The organism is Amycolatopsis sp. NPDC051758 (genome assembly GCF_044453095.1).
Lineage (GTDB): Bacteria > Actinomycetota > Actinomycetes > Mycobacteriales > Pseudonocardiaceae > Amycolatopsis.
Genome location: NZ_JBITCJ010000002.1, coordinates 1,116,854 through 1,139,752, shown reverse-complemented (window position 1 = coordinate 1,139,752; position 22,899 = coordinate 1,116,854). Strand labels below are relative to the sequence as shown.

The 22,899-nt window shown below is 71.5% G+C and carries 19 protein-coding genes; 13 read left to right on the top strand and 6 right to left on the bottom strand.

Annotated features, from left to right (window positions below; genetic code table 11):
* Window positions 1–52 precede the first annotated feature (52 nt).
* Together ACIA5G_RS14315 and ACIA5G_RS14310 are read left to right on the top strand one after the other, a co-directional pair.
* Window positions 53–1,546: a tannase/feruloyl esterase family alpha/beta hydrolase gene (locus ACIA5G_RS14315; protein WP_395923522.1), complete on the top strand. Its 1,494-nt coding sequence runs from the start codon at window positions 53–55 to the stop codon at window positions 1,544–1,546.
* A 164-nt stretch (window positions 1,547–1,710) separates the two neighbouring features.
* Window positions 1,711–2,532, top strand: coding sequence for a lysostaphin resistance A-like protein (locus ACIA5G_RS14310; protein ID WP_395923304.1), 822 nt, complete (start codon window positions 1,711–1,713; stop codon window positions 2,530–2,532).
* Here the strand turns inward: ACIA5G_RS14310 and ACIA5G_RS14305 are convergent.
* From ACIA5G_RS14305 to ACIA5G_RS14295, 3 genes are all read right to left on the bottom strand, one after another.
* Window positions 2,516–3,190: a response regulator gene (locus ACIA5G_RS14305; protein ID WP_395923303.1), complete on the bottom strand. Its 675-nt coding sequence runs from the start codon at window positions 3,188–3,190 to the stop codon at window positions 2,516–2,518. The two genes, ACIA5G_RS14310 and ACIA5G_RS14305, sit on opposite strands and share 17 nt — an antisense overlap.
* Window positions 3,187–4,332, bottom strand: a complete 1,146-nt coding sequence (locus tag ACIA5G_RS14300) for a sensor histidine kinase (RefSeq protein ID WP_395923302.1) — start codon at window positions 4,330–4,332, stop codon at window positions 3,187–3,189. The genes ACIA5G_RS14305 and ACIA5G_RS14300 overlap by 4 nt, the downstream gene beginning before the upstream one ends.
* Window positions 4,333–4,427: 95 nt before the next feature.
* Window positions 4,428–5,984 (bottom strand): alpha/beta fold hydrolase, encoded by a 1,557-nt coding sequence (locus ACIA5G_RS14295; RefSeq protein WP_395923301.1) that lies wholly within the window; start codon window positions 5,982–5,984, stop codon window positions 4,428–4,430.
* A 193-nt stretch (window positions 5,985–6,177) separates the two neighbouring features.
* Here ACIA5G_RS14295 and ACIA5G_RS14290 point away from each other — a divergent pair, with 193 nt between their 5' ends.
* Entirely contained in the window at window positions 6,178–7,863 is a 1,686-nt protein-coding gene (locus tag ACIA5G_RS14290; RefSeq protein WP_395923300.1) for an ArnT family glycosyltransferase, read from the top strand.
* Between the two features lie 60 nt (window positions 7,864–7,923).
* On the opposite strand, the gene ACIA5G_RS14285 is transcribed toward ACIA5G_RS14290, so the two are convergent.
* Window positions 7,924–9,138 (bottom strand): epoxide hydrolase family protein, encoded by a 1,215-nt coding sequence (locus tag ACIA5G_RS14285; protein WP_395923299.1) that lies wholly within the window; start codon window positions 9,136–9,138, stop codon window positions 7,924–7,926.
* A 112-nt stretch (window positions 9,139–9,250) separates the two neighbouring features.
* A complete protein-coding gene (locus ACIA5G_RS14280) occupies window positions 9,251–10,102 on the bottom strand; it encodes a PaaX family transcriptional regulator C-terminal domain-containing protein (RefSeq protein ID WP_395923298.1) in 852 nt (283 codons plus the stop codon).
* A 118-nt stretch (window positions 10,103–10,220) separates the two neighbouring features.
* Between ACIA5G_RS14280 and ACIA5G_RS14275 the strand changes: the two genes are divergently transcribed.
* The 8 genes from ACIA5G_RS14275 (at window position 10,221) to ACIA5G_RS14240 (ending at window position 20,384) form a co-directional block, all read left to right on the top strand.
* A complete protein-coding gene (locus ACIA5G_RS14275; protein ID WP_395923297.1) occupies window positions 10,221–11,522 on the top strand; it encodes an MFS transporter in 1,302 nt (433 codons plus the stop codon).
* A 354-nt stretch (window positions 11,523–11,876) separates the two neighbouring features.
* Window positions 11,877–12,581, top strand: a complete 705-nt coding sequence (locus ACIA5G_RS14270) for a hypothetical protein (protein WP_395923296.1) — start codon at window positions 11,877–11,879, stop codon at window positions 12,579–12,581.
* A 206-nt stretch (window positions 12,582–12,787) separates the two neighbouring features.
* Window positions 12,788–13,996, top strand: coding sequence for a serine/threonine-protein kinase (locus ACIA5G_RS14265; protein WP_395923295.1), 1,209 nt, complete (start codon window positions 12,788–12,790; stop codon window positions 13,994–13,996).
* A gap of 116 nt (window positions 13,997–14,112) precedes the next feature.
* A complete protein-coding gene (locus ACIA5G_RS14260; protein WP_395923294.1) occupies window positions 14,113–15,852 on the top strand; it encodes a BCCT family transporter in 1,740 nt (579 codons plus the stop codon).
* A 115-nt stretch (window positions 15,853–15,967) separates the two neighbouring features.
* The gene (locus tag ACIA5G_RS14255; protein WP_395923293.1) at window positions 15,968–16,681 is read left to right on the top strand and encodes a GntR family transcriptional regulator; all 714 of its coding nucleotides are present in this window, start codon (window positions 15,968–15,970) and stop codon (window positions 16,679–16,681) included.
* 35 nt (window positions 16,682–16,716) lie between these two features.
* Window positions 16,717–17,877 (top strand): NAD(P)/FAD-dependent oxidoreductase, encoded by a 1,161-nt coding sequence (locus ACIA5G_RS14250; protein ID WP_395923292.1) that lies wholly within the window; start codon window positions 16,717–16,719, stop codon window positions 17,875–17,877.
* 68 nt (window positions 17,878–17,945) lie between these two features.
* On the top strand, window positions 17,946–19,448 hold the full coding sequence (locus ACIA5G_RS14245) for an AbgT family transporter (RefSeq protein WP_395923291.1): 1,503 nt from the start codon (window positions 17,946–17,948) through the stop codon (window positions 19,446–19,448).
* A 93-nt stretch (window positions 19,449–19,541) separates the two neighbouring features.
* Window positions 19,542–20,384: an SAM-dependent methyltransferase gene (locus ACIA5G_RS14240; protein WP_395923290.1), complete on the top strand. Its 843-nt coding sequence runs from the start codon at window positions 19,542–19,544 to the stop codon at window positions 20,382–20,384.
* Between the two features lie 3 nt (window positions 20,385–20,387).
* Here the strand turns inward: ACIA5G_RS14240 and ACIA5G_RS14235 are convergent, their stop codons facing one another.
* Window positions 20,388–21,029, bottom strand: a complete 642-nt coding sequence (locus tag ACIA5G_RS14235; RefSeq protein ID WP_395923289.1) for a TetR/AcrR family transcriptional regulator — start codon at window positions 21,027–21,029, stop codon at window positions 20,388–20,390.
* A 107-nt stretch (window positions 21,030–21,136) separates the two neighbouring features.
* Here ACIA5G_RS14235 and ACIA5G_RS14230 point away from each other — a divergent pair, with 107 nt between their 5' ends.
* Complete coding sequence (locus ACIA5G_RS14230) at window positions 21,137–22,264, top strand: medium chain dehydrogenase/reductase family protein (protein WP_395923288.1); 1,128 nt, start codon at window positions 21,137–21,139, stop codon at window positions 22,262–22,264.
* Window positions 22,261–22,881, top strand: coding sequence for a TetR/AcrR family transcriptional regulator (locus tag ACIA5G_RS14225; RefSeq protein WP_395923521.1), 621 nt, complete (start codon window positions 22,261–22,263; stop codon window positions 22,879–22,881). The genes ACIA5G_RS14230 and ACIA5G_RS14225 overlap by 4 nt, the downstream gene beginning before the upstream one ends.
* Window positions 22,882–22,899: the final 18 nt, after the last annotated feature.

The window sequence follows — 22,899 nt, the reverse complement described above, 5'->3', positions numbered from 1 at the left end:
GACCGCGCCGGGGTGCGCGGGGCTGGCCCAGCTGAAGATCCCGGCCTCGGTCATGAGCTTGCCGACCACCGGCGGCCGGGTCACCTCGGCCGTGGACACGACCGCTGTGGTGAGCGGCAAGACGATCCGGTTCTGCCAGGTCGACGCCGACCTCTTCCCCGTCGACCCGGCCGCGCCGGCCATCAAGATGCGGGTCGACCTCCCCGCCGGGTGGAACCACCGGGCCCTGATGTTCGGTGGTGGTGGTTACAACGGCACCATCCCGGACCTGGCGTCGAACGTGCCGTTCGGGCCGGCCGACCAGCCGGTGCCCCTCGCGCGCGGGTATGCGACGTTCGCCAGCGACTCCGGTCATCAGCAGAACCCGGCGGTCCCGCCGTCGCTGGACGGGTCGTTCGGGGCGAACGACGAGGCGTTGAAGAACTTCGCCGCCGGTGACGCGCTGAAGAAGACGCTCGACGCGAGCCTGTTCCTCATCCGGCACGGCTACGGCGCGAAGCCCGCCGAGGTCTTCTTCTCCGGCGGCTCGACCGGCGGCCGCGAAGCCCTCAACGTCGCCCAGCGGTGGCCGGCCGCGTTCGACGGCGTGATCTCCGCCTATCCGGCGTGGAACAACCTCGCCGAGATCCTCGACCTGGGGTACCTGGCGCAGGTCCTGTCGCGCCCCGGCGCCTTCCCCGGCGTCGAGAAGCAGGCGCTCCTTTACACCAGCGTCATCACCGCATGTGACGGTCTGGACGGGCTGAAGGACCAGGTCGTTTCGAACCCGGGCAGCTGCCGGTTCGATCCTCGGGTGCTGCGCTGCCCGGGTGGCGCCGATGCCGGTCCGGCGTGCCTGTCGGATCCCCAGATCGGGGCCGTGACGGCGATGTCGACCCCGTTCCGGTGGCCGTACCGGATCGCCAGCGGGGAAACGCAGTACCCGGGATTCCCGTTCCTGGCGGGGGCGGACATGCGGACCCCGTTCCTCGGGTTCGGCACCACCGCGCCGGCCGACCCCATGCCGGTGACGAGCGGGTACGGGATGCAGTACTGGGACCAGTGGGTCAAGTACTTCCTGACCCGGAACCCGGCCCAGAACTCCCTCGACGTGGATCCCCGCCACCCAGGGAAGTGGCTCGGGCGGATCAGCTCGCTGTCGACGATCGAGGACCGCAACAACGCGGACCTCCGCCCGTTCGCCCGCGCGGGCGGCAAGCTGATCCTGGTGCACGGCGCGTCGGACGAGCTGGTTTCCCCGTACTCGACCAGCGACTACTACGAGCGGGTCCGCGACGTGGTGGGGCCCCGGGTGACCGACGCCTTCATGCGGTACTACGTCGTGCCGGGGGCGAACCACGCCAACTTCGGCACCCCGGCGTTCGCGGCCGCTTGGGACTCGCTCTCGGCACTCGAGCGCTGGGTCGAAACGGGACGGTCGCCGGCGAACCCGGTGGTGACCGACGTGAACCACGACCGGACCCGGCCGCTCTGCGCGTATCCGTCCTGGCCCCGGTACCGAGCCGGCGATCCGGACCTCGCGGCGAGCTTCGTCTGCACCCGCTGACCACGGCCGAGCGTCAGGAAGCACTGCGCCTGACGCTCGGCCGGTGCCGTTGTGTCCTGTCCCTCTCGAGAGCTACCGCAGGTGTCCGTCCCGGAGTGACGCGGCAGCCCGTACCGCGCTCGTAATCTCGCCGTACTCCAGAAAGCCCGGCGAGAGGACCTCCGATGACCAGCCTCACCGAGCGGAAGCCGCGGCTGCAGCGCTTCCGGTTCCCCGTCCTGCTCGTCGCCACCGCCGTGCTGCTGGTCGCGGCCCGCGGGCTCGACGCGCTCGTGGCGGGTGTGCCGGTGCTGCGTCTCCTGGTCGGGATCGGCGCGGCCGCCGGGGCCGTCTTCGCCTACATCCGGGTGGTCCGCCGGGTCGAAAACCGGGACGAGATAACGGAACTGGCCACCTCGGGGCACTGGCGGGGCCTCGGTCGCGGCGCGCTCATCGGAGCCGGCGCCTTCCTCGCGACCATGCTGCTCGCGTTCGTCTTCACCGACGCCGACGTCTCCGGCGGCTCGTTCTGGGCCTGCCTGGGTGTCGCCGGTTCGATGGCTTCGGTGGCGGTGACCGAGGAACTGCTGTTCCGCGGTGTGCTGCACCGCATCCTCGAGCAGCGGGTGGGCAGCGTCATCGCGATCGTGGTCTCGTCGCTGCTGTTCGGCCTCACCCACCTGATCAACGGAAACGCCACCCTGTGGGGCACGCTCGCCATCGCGGTCGAGGGCGGCGCCATGCTCGCCGTCGCCTACACCGCCACGCGGTCGCTGTGGCTGCCGATCGGCCTGCACTTCGCCTGGAACTTCCTCCAGGGCGGCGTGTTCGGCACCGCGGTTTCCGGCGCCGCGAGTGAACCCGGCCTGCTCCGCACCGTCCTTTCCGGACCGGCGGCGCTCACCGGCGGGGAGTTCGGCCCGGAAGCAGGCCTGTTCGCGTTGCTGTGCTGCGGGGTGACGACGGCGCTGCTGCTCCGCCGCGCGAAGCTCATCCCGCGGCGCTGACGAGCCCGGTCCGGTAGGCCAGCACCACGGCCTGGACCCGGTCCCGCAGGTCGAGCTTGGTGAGGATCCGCGAAACGTACGTCTTCACCGTCTCCACACTCAGCACCAGCTCGGCCGCGATCTCGGCGTTCGACAGGCCGCCGGCGATCAGCTTCAGCACCTCCAGCTCCCGTCGCGCGAGCCGGTCCAAGGGGCCGCCGGCGGGCGCCGCCGGCTGGATCCGCTCGGCGTACCGGCCGATCAGCGTCCGGGTCACCGCGGGGGAAAGCAGCGACTCGCCGCGCGCGACCGTGCGCACCCCTTCGACGAGCTCGTCCAGCGGCGCGTCCTTCAACAGGAACCCGCTCGCCCCGGCGCGCAGCGCGTCGTAGACGTACTGGCCGACGTTGAACGTCGTCACCACCAGGATCTTCGCCTGGCCCGCCGTGTCGGGACCGGCCACACGGCGGGTCACCTCGATCCCGTCCAGCAACGGCATCTGGATGTCCATCACCACGACGTCCGGGCGCAGCCGGTCGATCTGGGCGAGTGCCTCACGGCCGTTCGCGGCCTGCCCCACCACCTCGAGGTCCGGCTGCGCACCGAGCACCGTCGCGTACCCCGCGCGGATGAGCTCCTGGTCCTCGCAGATCAGGACCCGGATCGGGCCGTCGGTCATCCGTTGCTCCTCAGGGGAATTTCGGCCGTGGGAATCTGGGCGCTGACGCGGAACCCCTCCGCCGACGGCCCCGCGGTGAACCGGCCGCCGAGCGCGCCGACCCGGTCCCGCAGCCCGGCCAGCCCGCGTCCGCCGGAGCCGAGCACACCGGGCCCGGTCGCCGGGCCCTCGGTGGTCACCGCGATCTCGAGGACGTCCGCGCCGTAGTCGACGCGCACCGTCGCGGGCCGCCCGGCGGCGTACTTGGCCGCGTTGGTCAGCGCTTCCTGCACGATCCGGTACGCGGTGAGCTCGGTTTCCGCCGGCAGCGCCGGGCGTTCGCCTGCTTCGACCAGCTCGATCGCCCGGCCTGGCTGCTCGACGAGGCCGCGCAGCGCGCCCAGCCCCGGGGTGCGCGCGCCGGTCGCTTCGAGGACGCCGAGCAGGAACCGCAGTTCGGTGAGCGCGTCGCGACCCGAGCCGGTGATGGTGGTGAGCACTTCGGGGACCCGCTCGGGCGGGAGGAAGCGGGCGGCGTCGGCCTGGACCACCATGGCCGTCACGTGGTGGGTGACGACGTCGTGCAGTTCACGGGCGAGCCGCGCCCGCTCGTCGGCTGCCGCGGCCCGGGCGGTGAGCCGCCGCCGTTCGGCTTCCTGCCGTCGTCGTTGCCGCACCAGGGTGCCCAGCAGCCAGAACAAGACCAGCACCGCGTAGTAGACGGCGAAGGTCAGCAGGCCCGAGGGGGACCCGCGCAAGATGAGCAGGACCGTGAAGACGACGTACCCCGCCGACGCCGCCACGGACAGCGCCCGGCGGAACCGCTCTTCGCGCGCTCCGGCCGAATAGAGCGCGAAGTACAGCGCGAGGCTGCCGATCGTGGGGGAGTACGCGAGCACTTCGTGCGCCGCGAAAAAGATCGCGATGACCGCCAGGGTCGCCGCGGGCCACCGGCTGCGCACCGCCAGCGGGAGCGTCTGGCCCAACACCAGCACCACCGCGAAGAAACCGCCGTCGTGCCTCGGCAGGTCGCCGAACTGGGCGCCGAGCATCTCGAGCCCCGGCACGAACGCGGCGGCCGTGACGGCCACGGCGAGTGCCCCGTCCCGGGCCGCCGGCGTGACGGCCGCCCACCGGTTCCGGAGACGTCCCAGCTTCGGCATGGGCGGGAGCCTAGCGAGGCCGGGCTCCGCACGGGCGCCCCGGCGGGAACAAAGCGGGCGGGCGGCCTCCCGAGGGGGAAGGCCGCCCGCGCCGCTCAATGCTGTGTGACGTCCGTGCAGTCGATGTCCCGGTCCGGCAGCCGGCCGGTGTCCAGGAAGCCGATGGTCGCGGTGTCGGCGCACGCCGAACCTTCGTGGTAGACGTAGTGCCCGCCGTTGTCGACGCCGACGAAAGCCGCGCGGTTGCCCAGGACGTGGCGCAGCCCGAGGCCGGAGTCCCACGGTGTCGCGTGGTCGCGGCGGTTCTGCAGGATCAGCGTGGTGCGCGGGCCCTGGCCGGTCACCGTGACGGGTTTCTCGATCGGCTGCGGCCAGAACGCGCACGGCCAGATGTTCGCCGGCATCCCCGCGGTCAGCGGCCAGGCCGTGCGGTCGGCGGCCGTGCGGCGGGCGTAGCTGCCGACGTCGTGGGACCACTCGGCGTCACCGCAGGTGAGGGCCAGGAACATGGTCGCCTGGTTGTCCGCGGGAACACCCGGGGCGGCCGGGGCCTCGGCGAAGACCTGCTGGAGCACCTTGCCGTCGGCGTCGGTGAGGCGGCCGTCGGCCAGGTCCGCGGCGGCCTTCCAGACCTGCGCGAGCACCGGCAGCGTGTTGTTGTGGATCAGCAGCGCGTAGGTGACGCTGCGCAGCATCGCCCCGGTCAGCGCCTGCGGAGTACCGGGGACCGGCGCCGGCCGCCGGTCGAGCCGGTCGGCGAGCGCCAGGTAGGTCCGGGTGACCTCGCCGGCGGTGGCGCCGAGCCCGAGGGTGGCGTGCTGCCCGGCGGCGACGGCGGCCGCGTCGGGGAAGTGTTCGGCCATGCCCTTGCCCCAGCTCTCGGCTTCACCGGCCCAGACGTGGGTGGGGTCGACGTTGCCTTCGAGGATCATGCGGTCGGTCCGGTCGGGGTACAGCGAGCTGTACACGGTGCCGAGGTAGGTGCCGTAGGACTGGCCCCAGTAGGAGATCTTCGCTTCACCGAGTGCTTCGCGGACGCGGTCGAGGTCGCGGGCCGTGTTGGCGGTCGTGAAGTACCGCAGGTTGTCCCCGGCCTTGGTGGCGCACTGCTGCGAGGTGGCGCGGGCGGCCTGGATGTTCGAGTCGATCGAGCCGTCGGCGGCGGGGTAGGGGAAGAGACCGGCAACACTCGGGTTCTGCAGGCCGCAGCTCTGCGGGGTGCTGGTTCCGACGCCACGCGGGTCGAAGCCGACGAGGTCGTAACCGTCCAAGACGGACTTCGGCAGCGAGGGCGCCATCGCGCTGGGTGTGTCGAGCCCCGCCAGTGCCGGGCCGCCCGGGTTCAGCAGCAGGACGCCGTGCCGTTTTTTGCTGTCGGTGCTGGCCAACCGGGAGACGGCGACCTCGATCGACGTGCCGTCGGGGTGGCCGTAGTCGAGCGGGACCTTCACTTTGGCGCAGGTGAGCCGGGGATCCCGGGGGGTGCCCGGTGACGGTGCCGGGCACGGCCCCCAAGCCAGGGCCGCGGCGGCCGGGGCGTCTTCGTCGTCCGCGCTGTCGCAGGCGGCCACCCCGAGCACGGTCAGTGTGGTGACCGCCAGGGCCGCGGCGAACCGGTGGCCGCGTGATCCGGACCTGCGTATGTTGGTCATGGTGGTAACCCCTCCGATTGTTCGGCGCCGGCGGGCTTTTCCGCACCACCGGCCGCAGTGACGGCGCCGAAGGTAACGGGAACGGGACCGCGGAAAAGTCACCCCGGAGTGAGCAGTTCCGGTAGCTCGCCCGGGGGACAACCGCTCGGCCGCCGCACTGTCCGATGTGGACCGACGAGGAAGGGGCGCCGGGTTGCCGTCCCTCACGAGCCGGGTATCGACGCCGGGTGAGGCGACCCCGGAGGAACGTCCGCCGGGCCGGCTCGAGTGGCTGCGGCGGCATCGGCGGTGGGCGTTCGCGCTCGTCGTGGTCGCGCTCCTGGCCGAAATGGCGTTCGTGATGATCACGACGGCCGTCGAGCAGTCGCCGACGATCGACGAGCCCGTCTACCTCGGCACGGCGGTCGTCTACCTGGACCAGCACAGCCTGCGGTACAACCCGGAGCACCCGCCGCTGGGCAAGCTGCTCGTCGCCACCGGCGTGGCCTTCGCCGGTGTCCACCTCGACCTGGCCTTCACCGGCGACCAGTCCCAGCTCGGCCGGCACGTGCTCTACGAGTCGGGCCACGATCCCGGCCGGCTGCTGCTCCTGGCTCGGCTCCCGGTGATCGTGCTGACCCTGCTGTTCGGCCTGGTCGTCTTCCTGTTCGCGCGTGATCTGGCCGGCCCGGCCGGCGGGTCCGTGGCGCTGGCCCTGTACGCGTTCTCGCCCGACGTCATCGCGAACGGGTCACTGGCGACGCTCGACGTGCCGGTCGCCGGGTTTGTGCTGACGTCGGTCTGGCTGCTGTGGCGGGCCCGGCGCCGCCCCGTCTTCCACCTTCCGTTGGCGGGTCTTGCCTTCGGCGCGGCTCTCGCCACGAAGATGAGCGCGCTGGCCGCGGTTCCGGTGGTGCTGCTTCTCGTCGTGCTGTCCGTCCGGCACGCACGCCGCACGGGCGCGTTCGACTCGCCTCGAATCCTCGGGCCGCTCGTGGCGGCCGCCGGCGTCGCGCTGATCACGATCGCGGTGGTGTGGGCGTCCTACCTCGCCGTGGATCCCCGGCTGCGCTGGGAGCCGCCGCCGGACCTGCCCGCCATCCACGGCCTGCGCGCACTCGCCGACTGGCTGCCGTTTCCGAAGCAGTACCGGGACGGGATGCACCTCCAGTTCGCCTTCGAAGACCAGACGTGGGGCGGCTTTCTGCTCGGCCGGCGGTATTTCGGTCCCCTGTGGTACTACCTGCCGGCCGCACTGCTGGTGAAGACGCCGCTGGGCGCGCTGGCGCTCGGATTGGCCGGGGCGGCCGTGACGGTGATGGTTCCGAAGCTGCGTCCGGCCGCGCCGTACGTCCTCCTGCCCGCGGCGGTGCTGCTGGCCGCGGCCATGACCGGCAGCCGGGACCTGGGTGTCCGGTACGCGGTGTTCATGCCGATGTTCCTGGCGGTCGCGGCGGCCGGCGTGCTCGCGATACGCCGGAAGTGGGCGTACATCGCGGCGACGGCCCTGGTCGTCTTCACCGCCGTCAGCTCGCTTCGGACGTTCCCGTACTACCTGCCGTACTCCAACGAGGCGTTCGGCGGCCCGGCGGAGACCCACCTGCGCCTGCACGACTCGAACGTCGACTGGGGCCAGGACCTGGGCCGGCTGGCCGACCGCCTGCGGCAGGACTACCCGGGCGAGCGGATCTGGCTCGTCTACAAGGGAAGCGGCGTGCCGTCCGCCTACGGGATCACCGCGGCCGACCCGCTCTCCGTGCCGCCCGCGTCGGTGCGCGGACTGCTCGTGGTGTCGGATTCCGCCATCGTCAAGGCGGACGACCGGCTGCGGGCGCTGATCGCCACGAGCACGCCGATCGACGACGTCGGCCACGCCATCACGATCTACCGCCGGCCCTAGCCCGCCCAGTGGTGCCGAGCGGCCCGGAGCGGACCACCCGGCACCTGTCCGAGACGACGTCTAGCGCAGTGAGCGGAACGCGGCGCGGAGCTCGGCGGAGAACAGCGCCGGCTCCTGCCAGGCGGCGAAGTGGCAGCCCCGGTCCAGCTCGTTGAAGTACATGAGCCCGGGGTAGGCCCGCTCGGCCCAGCTGCGCGGGGCCCGGTAGATCTCCTTGGCGAACACGCTGACGGCGGCCGGGATGGTCACGTTCTTGACGCCGAAGAAGTCGAACGTGTTCTCCCAGTACAGCCGGGCGGAGGAAATTCCCGTGTTCGTCAGCCAGTAGAGCGTGATGTTGTCGAGGATCTCGTCCCGTGTCAGGTTGCCGACGGGGTGCCCGGCGAAGGCGTCGGCGATGTCCTGGTAGCTGGCCGCGTCGTGGTTGATCATCCAGGAGGCCAGGCCGACGGGGGAGTCCACGATGCCGTAGAGCGCCTGCGGCTGCGTGATCATTTCGATCCCGTAGCCGAGGCCCTTGGTGTAGAAGGAGTTCAGCTGCTCGTACGTGCGAGTTTCTTCGGCTGACATCCCCGCCGGCGGCGGGTCACCGGCCCCCAGCACGTTGCGCGCGAGCGTCGTCGAGACCTCGGGCGGCACTACGCCGGCCATGTTGGTGTGCATGCCGAGCAGCTCCGGCGGCGCCTGTGCGGCCATCACGTCGGTGACGATCGCGCCCCAGTCGCCGCCCTGCGCCACGAACCGGGTGTAGCCCAGGCGTTTCATCAGCTCGGTCCAGGCACGGGCGACGCGGTCCGGGCCCCAGCCGGTTTCGTGCGGCTTGCCGGAGTAGCCGTACCCCGGCAGCGACGGGATCACCACGTCGAAGGCGTCCGCCGCGGTTCCGCCGTGGGCGGTGGGCTCGGTGAGCGGGCCGATGATCCCGAGCAGTTCGATGAGCGAGCCCGGCCACCCGTGCGTGACGACGACCGGCAGCGCGCCGGGGTGCGGCGAACGGACGTGGACGAAGTGGATGTCCAGCCCGTCGATCTCGGTCACGAAGTGCGGCAGCGCGGCCAGCTTCGCCTCGCACCGGCGCCAGTCGTAGCCGGTCGCCCAGTAGCGGGCGAGCTCCTGCACCACGGCCAGCTGCGGGCCCTGCGAATGGTCCTTGACGAGTTCCTGCTCGGGCCAGCGGGTGGCCGCGACGCGGGCACGCAGCGCATCTACTTCCGAGTCAGGGGTGGTGGGGATCGTGAAGGGGCGGATCGCCGAGTTCTCGGCCATGACAGCCATGAGAGCCTTCTTCGGGTTGACGGATGACACCCCAGCCTGCTCGCCCTCGGGCGCCCGGCGCGCCCGTCGTTCGGCGCAACAACCGGCCGTTTTCGACGCCGGCCGGGCGGTGTCAGCGCTCGTCGGCCTGTTCGTCGGTGATCGTGTCGAGGAGACCGGCCGCGATGGTGCGCGCGGCGGTCTTCAACTCGGCGCTGAGGGCGTAGAACAGCTCCTGCGCGGGTTCGGCCGGCCAGTCGGCGGGCAGGTGCTCCCGGGGCAGGCGGGGGTCGTCGCGGATGGTCCGCAGCCAGTCGGACTCCAGGAGCAGGTCGCGGGCGAGGCTGTCCGGCGCCTGGGCTTCCGGGTCCTGCCAGCGGGCCAGGAAGGCCTGGTAGTGCTCCGCCAGCCGGTCGATGTTCCAGGCCTCCTGGACGATCTCGGCGACCTGGGTCGGGGGCAGCGGGCGGGCCTGGAACACCCGCACGTGGCCGTCGGCGTCGAGACCGTCGAGCAGCGGGGCCGGGTCGACCTGCCCCGGCGCGATCCACAGGCCGCCCTGCAGGCTGCCGAAGCCCGCCCACAGCAGGCGTGAGCGCAACGCGTGCCGCTGGCGCTGCCACGACTCCGGCATCGAAAAGCCGAGCAGGGTCCAGGTGCCGTCCCACTGCCGGTTGACCGCCCCGGCCCGCCAGATGCGCCGCTCGCCGTCGTGCAGGATCGCCCGCGACCGATCGGTGAGCCCGAGGTAGACGTGGCGGCCGCGGCGCACCCGGCTCAGCAGGCCACGCCGGGCCATCCGGCTCAGCGTGGAGCGGGTGGCGTGCTCGGAGATCCCGGCGCGTTCGAGCACCTCGAGCACGCTCGCGGTGGCGACGTGGATCCCGCGGTCGAGGACGTGGCCGCCGAAGAACGTGAGCAGCAGCGTCTGCGGGCGCGGTGTGTCGACACCTTCGACATCGAGGGGAACGGCCAGGTCGGTCACCTCGCGAGCATAAGCCCGGCATGATGTTGGGCAAAGTATTGACCGCAGTCATCAAAGTGCTTAACGTTCGTCGGGCGTGACGCGGGTCACGCGGGCCGGCGACGAGGCAGGACACGCGATGGCAGAAAACCTCCGCTCGCGGGCGCAGCTGCGCCGCGCGGTGCTCTCCAGCTACTTCGGCAGCGTGATCGAGTACTACGACTTCCTGCTCTACGCCACCGCGTCGGCGGTGGTGTTCAACAAGGTCTTCTTCTCGAACCTGGATCCGGTGGTCGGCACGATCGCCAGCCTCGGCACCTTCACCACCGGGTACCTGGCGCGGCCCATCGGCGGGATCATCTTCGGGCACTTCGGCGACCTGCTGGGGCGCAAGCGGATGCTCGTGATCACGATGACGATGATGGGTGTCGCCAGCACGCTGATCGGCCTGCTGCCCACCTACGCGCAGATCGGGATCTGGGCGCCGGTCCTGTTGATCGTGCTCCGCGTGCTGCAGGGCATCGCCGTCGGCGGGGAGTGGGGCGGCGCGGTGCTGATGTCGGCCGAGCACGCGACCAGCCGCCGCGGGCTGTGGGCGAGCTTCACCAACGCCGGCGCCCCCAGCGGCATGGTCGTCTCCACACTGCTGCTCACGCTCATGGGCGCGGTGACCACCGACGCGCAGTTCCTCGCCTGGGGCTGGCGCGTGCCGTTCCTGCTCAGCGTCGTGCTGCTGGCCATCGGCCTGTTCGTCCGGCTGAAGGTCGACGAGACGCCGGTCTTCGCCGCCACCCGCGAGCGGGCCGGCGCACCGCTGCTCGAGGTGCTGCGCCGCCACCCGAAGAACCTGGCGCTGGCGATCGGCGTGGGTTTCGGCGCCTTCGTCGCGCAGGGCACGCTCACCACGTACCTCCTTTCCTACGCCGTGCAGGCGGGGTTTTCCCGCCAGACCGTGCTCAACGCGATCACGGTGTCCTCGGTCGGGGCGGTGTTCGCCATCATCGGCTACTCGGCGCTGTCCGACCGCATCGGTCGCCGCCCGGTCGTCATCGCCGGCGCGGTGGCCACCGCGGTGGTCGGCTTCCTGCTCTTCCCGCTGATCGACAGCGGCTCGGCGGTGTTGCTGACCCTCGCGGTCGTGCTGGGCCAGTCGGTCGCCCACCCGGCGATGTACGGGCCGCTGGCGGCGTTGTACACGGAGCTGTTCGCCACCCGCACCCGCTACACCGGCGCGTCCCTCGGTTACCAGATCGCCGGTCTCGGCGCGGGTGTCGCGCCGGTGGTGTTCGCGGCGCTGGCCGGCTCGGGCACGGGCGTGATCTCCGCGGTGATCGCGGCCTGCTGCCTCGTCACGGTGGTGTGCGTGCTCGTCCTGCGCGAAAGCCACCGCGTCGACCTGACGGACCCGGCCGAGGCGCGACCGGTGCGAGCCGACCGGTGAGGTGACGCGAAGGCCCAGGGCCGCAGCTGGGACGTCGCGCGGGATCCAGCCGAGGCCGACCCCGGCGGCGAGGGTGCACAACCCGAACGTGACGACCACAATGGACACTCCCGTCACGAACACGGGAAGGTGGCTGCGGACCGAGATCCGTCCGCCCGAGCGCTGCGCGGCCCAGTCCCACACCAGGAACGGCACCACCACGGCAGCGGGAGCCTTCACCGCGGCGGCCGCCAGCACGTATCGGTTCCGTACGTCCGACTGCGTATCCCGGTGTCGCTTCTGCGCCGACGCGGACGGGTGTGCCGCTGCGGCAAGGTCGGTCGGCAGGATTTCCCGACCACCAAGGAGCTTCTCGTGTCCCTACCCACATCCGGAAGCACGGCTCGCGCGGCCTCGGGCGGCCGGGCGATCATCGGTTCGGCCGTCTTCCTCATCGCCTACCTGGCGGTGAGTTTCGCCGACAGCGCGCTGAGCGACCGCAGCCTGCCGCTGCCCGACGCGCCGGCGGCCGACGTCGCCGCCTACTACGCCGCCAATCCCGCTGCGGCGGTGGCTGTCGCGTTGCTGCAGGCCGTCTCCGTCTTCGGGTTCGCCGTTTTCGCCCGTGCCGTCGTACGGACCTCGGCCGCCGGCCCGTCGGCGGCGCGCCGGCTCACCGGCGTCTCCGCGGTCTCAGTGCTGGCGATGCTGGTTTCGTGCGCGCTCACCGTCGTCCTGACGATCGTGGCCGCATCGGCATCACTCGACACCGTTCAGGTGCTGAGGTTGGGCAGTTTTTACGCCGGGGGTGTGACGAACGTCGTCACCCTGGGGATCTTCGTTTTCGCCGCCGCAAAAGCACTCGCGGGGCTCGTCGGCTCGCCGACCCGCTGGTTCGGGTACGTCGCCGGCACGTTGGCGATGCTTTCGGTGCTCTCGCTGGTGTTCTACTACGCGAGTGTGTTCCTGCCGGTCGGCCGGGTCCTGTGCATGGTCTGGACCGTGGTCGCCGCGGTGGTCGTCGCCCGTAGCCGGACCGTGGGTGCGGGGCGTGGCCCGGCGCACCCACGGTCGGCGTGAGGTCCTGGCGCCATCGCGCAGAGGGGGCGCGCGGTGGAACCCAGAACCGGGGCCCGGCCGCGAGGGGGGAGTTCCGGTCAGGCCCGCACCCCAGGAATTCCCGGCGCGGTCACCGCGTGAAACCTGGCATTCCGGTGAACGTGGTGAACCCGGCCGGCCCGGCAGCCGTGTGTGCGGTGGCCGTGGTGACGAGTTCCGGAGGGTGCATGGCGGACGACGGAGACCTGGTCGCCGGACGCTACCGCCTCCGGGAGAAGGCCGGCCGCGGCGAAGTGTGGCGGGCGCGCGACGAACAGCTGGATCGTGACGTCGCGGTGAAGCAGCTCGTTCCCGGCCAGGCGTCGCTGCGCGAGGCCCAGGCGGCCGCGAAGCTGGCACATCCCCATGCGGTCACCGTGTACGACGTGCTCGAACACCAGGGGAAACCGTTCCTGGTCATGGAGCTGCTCCCGACCTGCCTGGCGGAGGCGCTGGTCGATCGCGGGCCGCTGCCGCGCGGCATGGTCGCCGACGTCGGACGGCAGATCGCGGCGGCGCTGGCCGTCGCCCACGGGGACGGGATCCTGCACCGGGACGTCAGTCCGGCCAACGTCCTCCTGACCCACGACGGCACGGCCAAGATCGCCGGCTTCGGCGTCTCCCGTGGCCTGGGAACACCGGCCTACCTGGCGCCCGAGGTCGCCGGCGGCGCGGCCGCGACCGCCCGGTCCGACGTCTACTCGCTCGGCGCGACCCTGTACACGGCGCTCGAGGGGCACCCGCCCGTCGGCGCGGTCGAGGACGACACGGCGGAGGTCGTCACGCCGGCCCGGACCGGCCCGCTGGCGGACTTCCTGCTGCAGATGCTCCGGCGGGATCCCGATCGGCGGCCGGCCATGGCCGAAGCCGCGGACGTGCTCGCCAAGGTGACCGCGGGCGTCCGGAAACCGGTCAGACCGGCGCCGGTCGCACGCCGGCGGACCGGGAAGCGCCGGTTCGTGCTCGTGGCCGCCGCCGTCGGCGTCATCGGCCTCCTCGCGGGTGGCACGGCGATCGCGCTGACGGTGACCGGCGCGGCGGACCGGCCGGTGGTCGCCGCACCGGGGAGCCCCACGCCGGCCGCCGGTGCGGCCGGCTGCGCGGCGACGGCGCAGGTGACCCAGTCCTGGTCCGGCGGTTTCAAGATGCTCGTCACCGTGCGGAACACCGGACCCGTGGGGATCACCGGCTGGGCCGTGACCTGGCAACCCGGCGGCGATCGCCGGGTGGACGACCTCTGGGACGGCAAGATCGAGCGTTCGGGCACCTCGGTGACGGTGGTCAACGAGACCTGGAACGCCACGGTGACCGTCGACGGCGCCACCACGTTCGGCCTGGTCGCCCGCACCGCCGGAGCCGACCGCGCCCCCGAGCCCCTCACCTGCTCGGCACGCTGAGCGACGCCCGAGCGCCCGAGGTTCTGCCGCGCACCCGGTCAGTGGTTAGGGTGCGGGAGGACAAACAGGTCAACTCGGGCGAAAGGGGATCGCGCTTTCCTCGGCGCGGCTGGACGATGAGTTCGCAGGATGGCAAGCCAGCGGAAGAAGAGGCGGCGACAGCGGCCTCGACGGACCTCGCCAACGCACCGGACACGACCGGTCCGGGCCGCCCGCCCGACGAGCACGTCCCCCTCGCCGCCGACCGGCCGGCCGACACCGACCGCGTGGTCTTCGGTGTCGCGGCGGTGCTCGCGCTCGCGATCATCGCGTGGGGCGTGCTCGCTCCCGGTAGCCTCGCCAGTGTCGCGTCCACCGTCCTGAACGACGCCGTGATCCCGTACGGCGGCTGGGCTTTTGTGCTCACCGCCAGCGGGTTCGTCCTCTTCGCCGTGTGCCTGGCGATCAGCCGCTACGGCCGGATCCCGCTGGGGCGGGACCTGGAGCTGCCCGAGTTCCGGACGTCGTCGTGGATCGCGATGATGTTCAGCGCCGGGATGGGCATCGGCCTGATGTTCTTCGGTGTCTACGAGCCGGTTTCCCACCTCGCGAGCCCGCCGCCGGGCACCGCGGCGCCCGGTTCCGACGAAGCCGTCCACACCGCTATGGCGACGACGTTGTTCCACTGGACCGTGCACCCGTGGGCCATCTACGCCGTGGTCGGGCTCGCGATCGCCTACAGCACCTTCCGCAAGGGCCGCAGCCAGCTGATCAGCTCCGTGTTCGCGCCGCTGCTCGGGCAACGGCGGTCCGAAGGCCCGCTCGGCAAGGCGATCGACGTGATGGCGATCTTCGCCACGCTGTTCGGTTCGGCCGCCTCGCTCGGCCTCGGTGCGCTGCAGGTCGGCGGCGGCATGGGCGCCGTCGGCTGGATCGACGACCCGGGCAAGGGCCTGCTGGTCGCGATCATCGCGATCCTCACCGTCGCGTTCATCGCGTCGGCGGTTTCCGGGGTGGCCAAGGGCATCCAGTGGCTGTCCAACATCAACATGGTGCTCGCCGCGGTGCTCGCGGTGTTCGTGCTGGTGGTCGGGCCGACCGTGCTGATCCTCAACATCGTGCCCGGCGCGATCGGGGACTACTTCCGCGAGTTCGCCGAGATGTCCGGGCGCACCGGGATGACCGGTGGTGCGCAGATGCAGACCTGGCTCGGCGGCTGGACGGTGTTCTACTGGGCGTGGTGGATCTCGTGGACGCCGTTCGTCGGCATGTTCATCGCGCGGATCTCGCGCGGCCGCACCATCCGGCAGTTCATCTTCGGGGTCATCGCGATCCCGAGCGTGGTGAGCCTGGTGTGGTTCGCGATCTTCGGCGGCGCGGCGATCAGCCGGCAGCGGGCGGGCACGGACATCGCGGGCGCGGCCAACGCGCAGTCGGCGACGTTCGAGCTGCTGGAGACCCTGCCGTGGTTCGTGCCGATCGCGATCCTGGTGATGCTCCTGGTGTCGATCTTCTTCGTCTCCGGCGCGGACGCCGCGTCGGTGGTGATGGGCACCCTGTCCCAGCGCGGCAGTGTGCACCCGCGCAAGGGCGTGGTGGTCTTCTGGGGCGTGCTGATGGGCGCGGTCGCGGCGGTCATGCTGCTGGTCGGCGGGAACGAGGCGCTGACCGGGCTGCAGAACCTCACCATCCTGATCGCGGTGCCGTTCCTGTTCGTGATGGTCGGGCTGTGCGTGTCGCTCTGGATGGACCTGCGGCACGACCCGCTGATGCAGCAGGAGGACGCGATGATGCGTTCGCTGAAGGAACTGCACGAGGAACGCACCAACGGCGGCGCCGGGCACCGCCGGCTCCTGGGGCGCGGCCGCCGGTCCTGACCGGCAGGTGAAGGCCGTCTTCCCTCGGCTCGGCCGGGGAAGGCGGCCTTCTTGCTGCCCGCGGTAGTCAGAACTGGCACTTGACCGGACATTTGCTCAATTGTACGGTCAATTCATGCCTGAGGCCCTGCACCTGCAGATCAAGCGGGTGATCGAAGAGCAGATCCACTCCGGGGCGTTGCCCGCCGGAGCTCGGCTGCCGACCGAGAAGGACCTGTGCGAGCAGTACGGCGTCAGCCGTGCAACCGCGCAGCGTGTGCTCAACGACCTGGCCAAAGCGGGCCTGGCCGTCCGGCGGCGACGGCACGGCACGTTCGTCGCGGACGGCGTGCGGCAGGTCAACCTGCTCAACTTCGTCGTGCCCGGGACCGCCGAGAAAGGTGCTCCGGGGCGCCACGAGGTGGTGTCCGCGCGGATCACCACGGCCGGCGACGCCGTTCTCGCCCTGCCCGGCGCGGAACCGGGCACCGCGGTGGTGGAACTGGTCCGCCGCAAGCTCGACCTGCGCGAACGGCCGCAGTCGATCGAGCGGCACGTCGTGCTCTTCTCGGTGGCTCCCGACCTGCTGGACGAGGACCTCGAACACCTCGTCAGCCTGGCGTACCTGCGGCGCCGGGGCGTGCCGGTCGACACGATCCGGCTCTACCTCGACCCGGTGAGCCTCGACGAGTACGACGCGAACTTGCTGGACACCGAGCCGGGCACGGCCACCATGCGGCGACGCCGGGAGCTGCGCGTCACCGACGGGAGCGTGGTCGAGGTGGTCACCGCGCTCATCCGCCCGGGCACCGCCGAGTTCTTCGTGGAGCTGCCCGCCTCGGCCGTGTGAGCACCACTGTCCACTTCGGAAAGGGAGGTTCGGGGATGAAGGTCATCGTGGTCGGCGCGGGTGTGCTGGGGGCCGGGGTCGCCCGGGCGCTCGCGGTCGCCGGTGCGGAAGTGCTGCTGCTGGACCAGCGGGGGCCGGGCACCGGGACGACGTCGACGACGTTCGCGTGGACGAACGCGAACCGGAAGCTCGACCCGGCCTACCACCGGCTGAACGTCGCCGGGATGACCGAGCACGCGGAACTCGCCCGGCAGCTGCCCGGCGCACCGTCGTACTTCCCCAGTGGCGCCGTGCATTGGTCGAATGCCGCGAGCGCGCCTTGGCTCACCGGCAACGTGAACCGGTTGCTGGCCCTCGGATATCCGGTGCGCCGGATCGAGCGTGCCGAAGCGACGCGGATCACCGGCGCCCTCCGGATCCCGGCGGACGCGGTGTCGTTCGCGCACTTCCCCGGCGAGGGGTACGTCCTGCCGGACCGGCTGCTGGCGAACCTGCTCGCGGACGCCGAGCGGCACGGCGCGACGGTCTCGATCGGCGAGGTCGTCACGATCGACGACGGTCCCGGCGGGGTGTCCGTCACGCTGGCCGGTGGTGAGGTCCACACGGCCGACCGGATCGTCCTGGCCACCGGCCGCTGGAGCGAGCGGCTCGCCGCGAACGCCGGGATCGACCTGCCCATGCTGACGGGCGTCGAGCGGGGAGCGCCGACGGTCGGGCTGCTCGGCTACGTGCGGGCGCCCGGGATCGACCTGCGTTGTGTGGTCCACTCGCCGACGCTCAACCTGCGCCCCGCGGCCGACGGCCAGACCGTGGTGCAGGCGCTCGACCTCAACGCCGCCGTCGACCCCGCCGACCCGCCGGCCCCGGACGGGCCGCTCGCGCGCACGCTCGCCGAGCGCCTCTCGGCCCTGCTGCCCGAACCGGCGCCGGCCCCGGAAATCGACCTGCGGGTCGGGCTGCGCTCGCTGCCCGCGGACGGCCACACGATCGCCGGGTTCGGCTCGCCGCGGGTCTACTGCCTCGTCACGCACAGCGGCGTCACCCTCGGGCCGCTCCTGGGCCGCCTGGCCGCGACCGAGCTCGTGACCGACCGGGGCCAGCACCTCCTCGACCCGTTCCGGCCCACCCGGTTCGCCGGGCGGCGGCGTGCGGACTTCGAGGCCGACCAGCACGCCACCCGGCTGGGTGAGCAATAAGTCCCCACCACGGAAGGCCGATCGGGATGACGGAAGAACCACCACGCACCACTGCTCCCCGGACCGGGATGACCGTTCTCTTCCGCGTCATCGGCGCGATCGAGCGTGCGGGGAACAAGCTCCCGCACCCGTTCTGGCTGTTCTGGATCCTGGCCGCGGTACTGGCGGTCACCAGTCTCGTGCTGGCCCTGCTCGGTGTCCACGTCACACTGCCGAAGACCGGCGAGGTCGTCGAGGTCAAGAACCTCCTTTCGCTGGACGGGATCGGCTTCGCCGCGAAGTCCGCATTGGACAACCTCGCGAAGTTCCCGCCGCTGGCGGTCATCCTCGTCATGCTGCTCGGGGTGAGCGTCGCCGAGAAGAGCGGCCTGCTCGAGGCCCTCCTGCGGATCACCGTGGTCCGCCTGCCCGGGCGCTGGGTGACGTTCGCGATCGCGTTCAGCGGGATGATCGCGCACATCATGAGCGACTCGGCGTACCTCGTGATGATTCCGTTGGGGACGCTCGCTTTCCGCGCGGCCGGCCGCAGTCCCGTGCTCGGCGTGATGGTCGCCTACGTCGCGGTGTCGGCGGGGTTCAACGCCAGCCCGCTGGTCACCCCGTCCGACGCCATCCGGTCGTCGCTGACCGCCGCGGCGGCGAAGACCGTCGACCCGGGTTACGTGGTGACACCCGTGGCGACCTACTTCTTCTCCGCGGTGTCGTCGGTGTTCCTGGCGGGGCTGATCACCCTGGTGGTCGAGCTCGTCCTGGCCAAGCGGCCCGAGTTCGCACCGTCCGAAGAGGACGGTGACCCGGCGCCGGCCATCCGGCTCACCGCCGTGGAGCGGCGGGCGATGAAGGTGACCGCCGGGCTGTTCGTGCTGTTCGTGGCCGTGGTCGCGGTGCTGCTGGTGCTGCCGGGCTCACCGCTGATGGGCGCCGGCGGCAGCATCGTGCAGTCGGCGGTCGTGGTGAACATCAGCGTGTTCATCGCCCTGCTGTTCGCGTTCCTCGGCTTCGGTTACGGCCGCGTCACCGGGACCATCCCGTCGCTCGCGGACATCCCGGTGATCATGGCCGGGGGAGTGGCCAAGATCGCTCCGGTGATCGTGCTCTTCTTCGCCGTCTCACAGTTCCTGGCCTACTTCACGTGGACCGGCATCGGATCGGTGGTGGCGGTCGGGGGTGCGGACCTCCTGCGCTCGCTGAACGCGCCGCACCTGGTGGTGCTGCTCGCCATCGTGCTGGCCGTCGCCCTGCTGAACATGCTCGTCACCAGCGGGTCGGCGATGTGGGCCATCCTCGCGCCGATCCTGGTGCCGATGATGATGTACCTGCAGGTCCGCCCGGAAGCGGCGATGGGCGCGTTCATGATCGGCGACTCGGTGACCAACGCGGTGACGCCGATGAGCCCGTACTTCGTGCTGGCGCTGGGATTCGTGCAGCAGTACCGGAAGAACGCCGGGATCGGCACCCTGATGTCCTTCACCGTGCCGATCGCGTTCGTCTTCCTGGTCGCCTGGTCCGCGCTGTTCGCGCTCTGGTACGGCCTCGGCATCCCGCTGGGGCCCGGCGTTTCCCTCCGGTAGCGCCGGCCGTTCGGCGACCGGCCGCCGCGCCGCCTTCACGGCGCCGGGCCCGTCGACTACCCTGGGTGCCACTTTCGTCACCGGAGTGAGGAGATGGTCGTGTCAGCCGAGGCGGGGGCCGGTGCGAACACGCCGGTCGGGGTGGATCCGAGCCGGGCCAGCATCGCGCGGATGTACGACTACGTGCTCGGCGGCAAGGACCACTACCAGGTCGACCGGGACGAGCTGGAGCGGCTGCGGCAGGTGATGCCCGAGGTTGCGGACATGGCGCTGGAGAACCGCCGGTACCTGGTCCGGGTCTGCCGGTTCCTCGCCGAGCGGGCGGGGGTCGACCAGTACCTCGACTGCGGGTCGGGCCTGCCGACGACGGAGAACGTGCACCAGGTCGTGCAGCGCGTCGAGAAGCTGTCCAAGGTCGTCTACGTCGACAACGACCCGGTGGTCGTCGCGCACGGCCACGCGCTGCTCGAGGAGAACGACCGGACCCGGTTCATCGCCGGTGACATCTTCGAGCCCAAGACGATCCTCGGCCACGACGTCGTGCGGGACCACCTCGACTGGTCGCGGCCGATCGCGCTAATGTTCGTGGCCACGCTGCACCACTACAAGGGCGACCGGCACCGGCCGGCCGAAATCATGCGCGAGTACATCGACGCGCTTCCGTCGGGGTCCTACGTCGCCCTCTCGCACCTGTTCGACCCCGGCGAAGGGGGTGACCACGAGACGATGGAAGCGTTCCAGCAGGCCATCGCGCGTGGCTCCCTCGGCGGTGCGACCGCGCGGACCGAGGCGGAGATCCGGGAGCTGCTGCCCGGCCTGGAGCTGGTGGACCCGGGGATCACGCTGCTCGCGAACTGGTGGTCGGACGGGCCGAACCTCAAGCCCCTCAACACCGCCCAGCGGCTCATCGCCGGCGTCGTCGCCCGCAAGCCCTGAGCGCTACGCGGCCGTGCCGCTCTCGCCGGTGAGGTGGGCGAGCGCGGTGACGAGCCGCTCCGCGATGTCCGGCGGCCAGCGGAAAGCGGGGGAGACCGCTCGCTGGTGGGCGAGTCCGTGCAGCCCGAGCCACAGCGCGACGGTGTCGGCGGTGAGGTCAGTGCTGGTGGCGCAGCCGGCGTTCACGCAGTCCTCGAGGGCGCCGGCGAGCATCCGCGTGCTCGCGTCGCCGAGCGTGGCCAGGTCGTTCTCGGTCAGTGAGCTCTCGTTCAGGTCGGGCATCCAGAGCCCGCCGAACATGGTGCGATACCGCCCGGGATGGGCCTGGGCGAACTCCAGGTAGGTGTCGCAGAGGGCGAACAGGCGCTGCCGGGGACCGGTGGCGGCGTCCATCGCGGTGCGCAGCTCGACGTTCAGTTCGGCGAAGGCGTTCTGCACGACGGCCAGCATGATGGCGGGCTGGTCGGGGAAGTGGCGGTAGATCGAGGGTGCGGCGATCCCGACCTGCCGGGCGACCGACCGCAGGGTGACGGCGCCTTCGTCGCCGGTCTCGTCGAGCAGTTCGACCGCCGCCGCGACGATCTCGTCACGCAGGCGGGCGCCTTCCCCGCGGCGGTTTCGGGTGCGTGTCTTTTCGCTTTCCACGCCGTGAGCTTACAGCACAAAACTTATCGGTGTTAGCTCTTGCGCCCGATAAGCTAACGCTCGTAGTCTTACACCTGTTAGCTCAACGAGCCGAGAGGGAGCCCGCCATGGGAAACACCACCGTCACCACCACTGCCACCGAGGTCGTCCTGCCGGGCAAGGTCGAGGTGGACGGCCTGCAGCTGCGCACCCGCGTGCTCCCGGCGCCGGCCGCGGGCCAGGTCGTACTGAGCATGGACGCGACCGGCGTGTCGTTCGCCGAGCAGCAGATGCGGCGCGGCAAGTACTACAACCAGCCACCGTTCCCGTTCGTGCCCGGGTACGACGTGGTCGGCACGGTCGTCACGATCGGCCCGGACGTGGACCCCGCGCTGATCGGGCGCCGGTTCGCCGCGGTCACCAAGACCGGTGCCTGGGCCAGCGCGCTGGTGCTCGACGCCGCCGACCTGGTCGCGGTGCCGGACTCCGTGTCGGCGGCGGCCGCGGAGACCGTGGCGGTCAACGGCGTCACGGCCTGGCAGATGCTGCACCGCTCCACCAAGGTGCGGGCGGGCGGGACGATCGTGGTCCTGGGCGCCAACGGCGGTGTCGGCTCCACGCTCGTGCAGCTGGCCCGCCACGCCGGGATCAAGGTGATCGGCACGGCGTCGCCCCGTCACCACGCGGCGTTGCGCGAGCTGGGTGTCACGCCGGTCGACTACCACGCCCCGGACCTGTACGGGCAGATCCGGGAGCTGGCACCGGAGGGTGTGGACGCGGTCTTCGACCACGTCGGCGGCGCCGGGGTGGTGCAGTCGTGGCGGCTGCTGCGCCGGGGCGGGACGCTGGTGTCGTACGGAACTGCGGCGACCAAGGACACGGACGGCAATTCGCAGGCACCGGTGCTGAAGCTGTTCGCGCGGCTGGCGCTGTGGAACCACCTGCCCAACGGCAAGAGCGCGCGCTTCTACAACTTCTGGGCGGGAAAGCGTCGGCTGGACGCCTTCCGGGCCCGGCTGCGCGAGGACCTCACGCAGGTGCTGCGGCTGGTCGCCGAAGGCGCGCTGCACCCGCAGATCGCGGCGGAGTTCCCGCTGTCGGACGCAGGTTCGGCGCTGGCGCTGGCCGAGTCGCGCACGGTCGCGGGCAAGGTCGTGATCGTGGCGGACACGCCGGCCGTGAACCCGGCGGCCGGGCAGTTGCAGGTTTGCTCGGGGAGCGCGGCGGTGGCTGAGCGGTCGCGGGCTTGTCCGTGAACCCGGCGGCCGAGCCGCCCCGGCCTCGCGCGAGGAACCGGCGCGGCGAGGGCAGCCGGCTCCGGGCCGAGATCCTCGCCGCCGCGACCGAGCTGGTCGACGCCGGTCGTGACCCCCGCTCCTTGACCCTGCGAGCGATCGCCCGCACGGCCGGGATAACCGCCCCCTCGATCTACGCCCACTTCCTCGACCCGCCTGCCATCGTGCTCGGCGTCGTCCGCCAGGCCTTCGCCGAGCTGGCCGGGCGGATCCGGGCCGCCCTCGACAACACCGGCGGCGATTCCCGGCAACGGCTGTACACCGTCTGCCGCGCCTACCTGGAGTTCGCCCGAAGGCATCCCGAGCGGTACCGCGCCATGTTCGGCGGCACCTGGAACTCCACCGCCACCTCGGCCGAGCTGGCCGAACTCGGCGCGGAAGCGTTGCACCTCCTCGCCGGCTGCCTCGCCGACTGCGTTGCCGCCGGGCACTGCACCAGCACCGACCCGGCCGCCGACGCCGTCGCGTTGTGGCTGGGCCTGCACGGGCTCGCCCACCAGCGCGCCGTCCACACGTCCTTCCGCTGGCCCGAAGACATCGTCCAGCGCATCGCTTTTCCCTTGTCCCACCTGGGATGAGCCCACCCTGGAGGAACC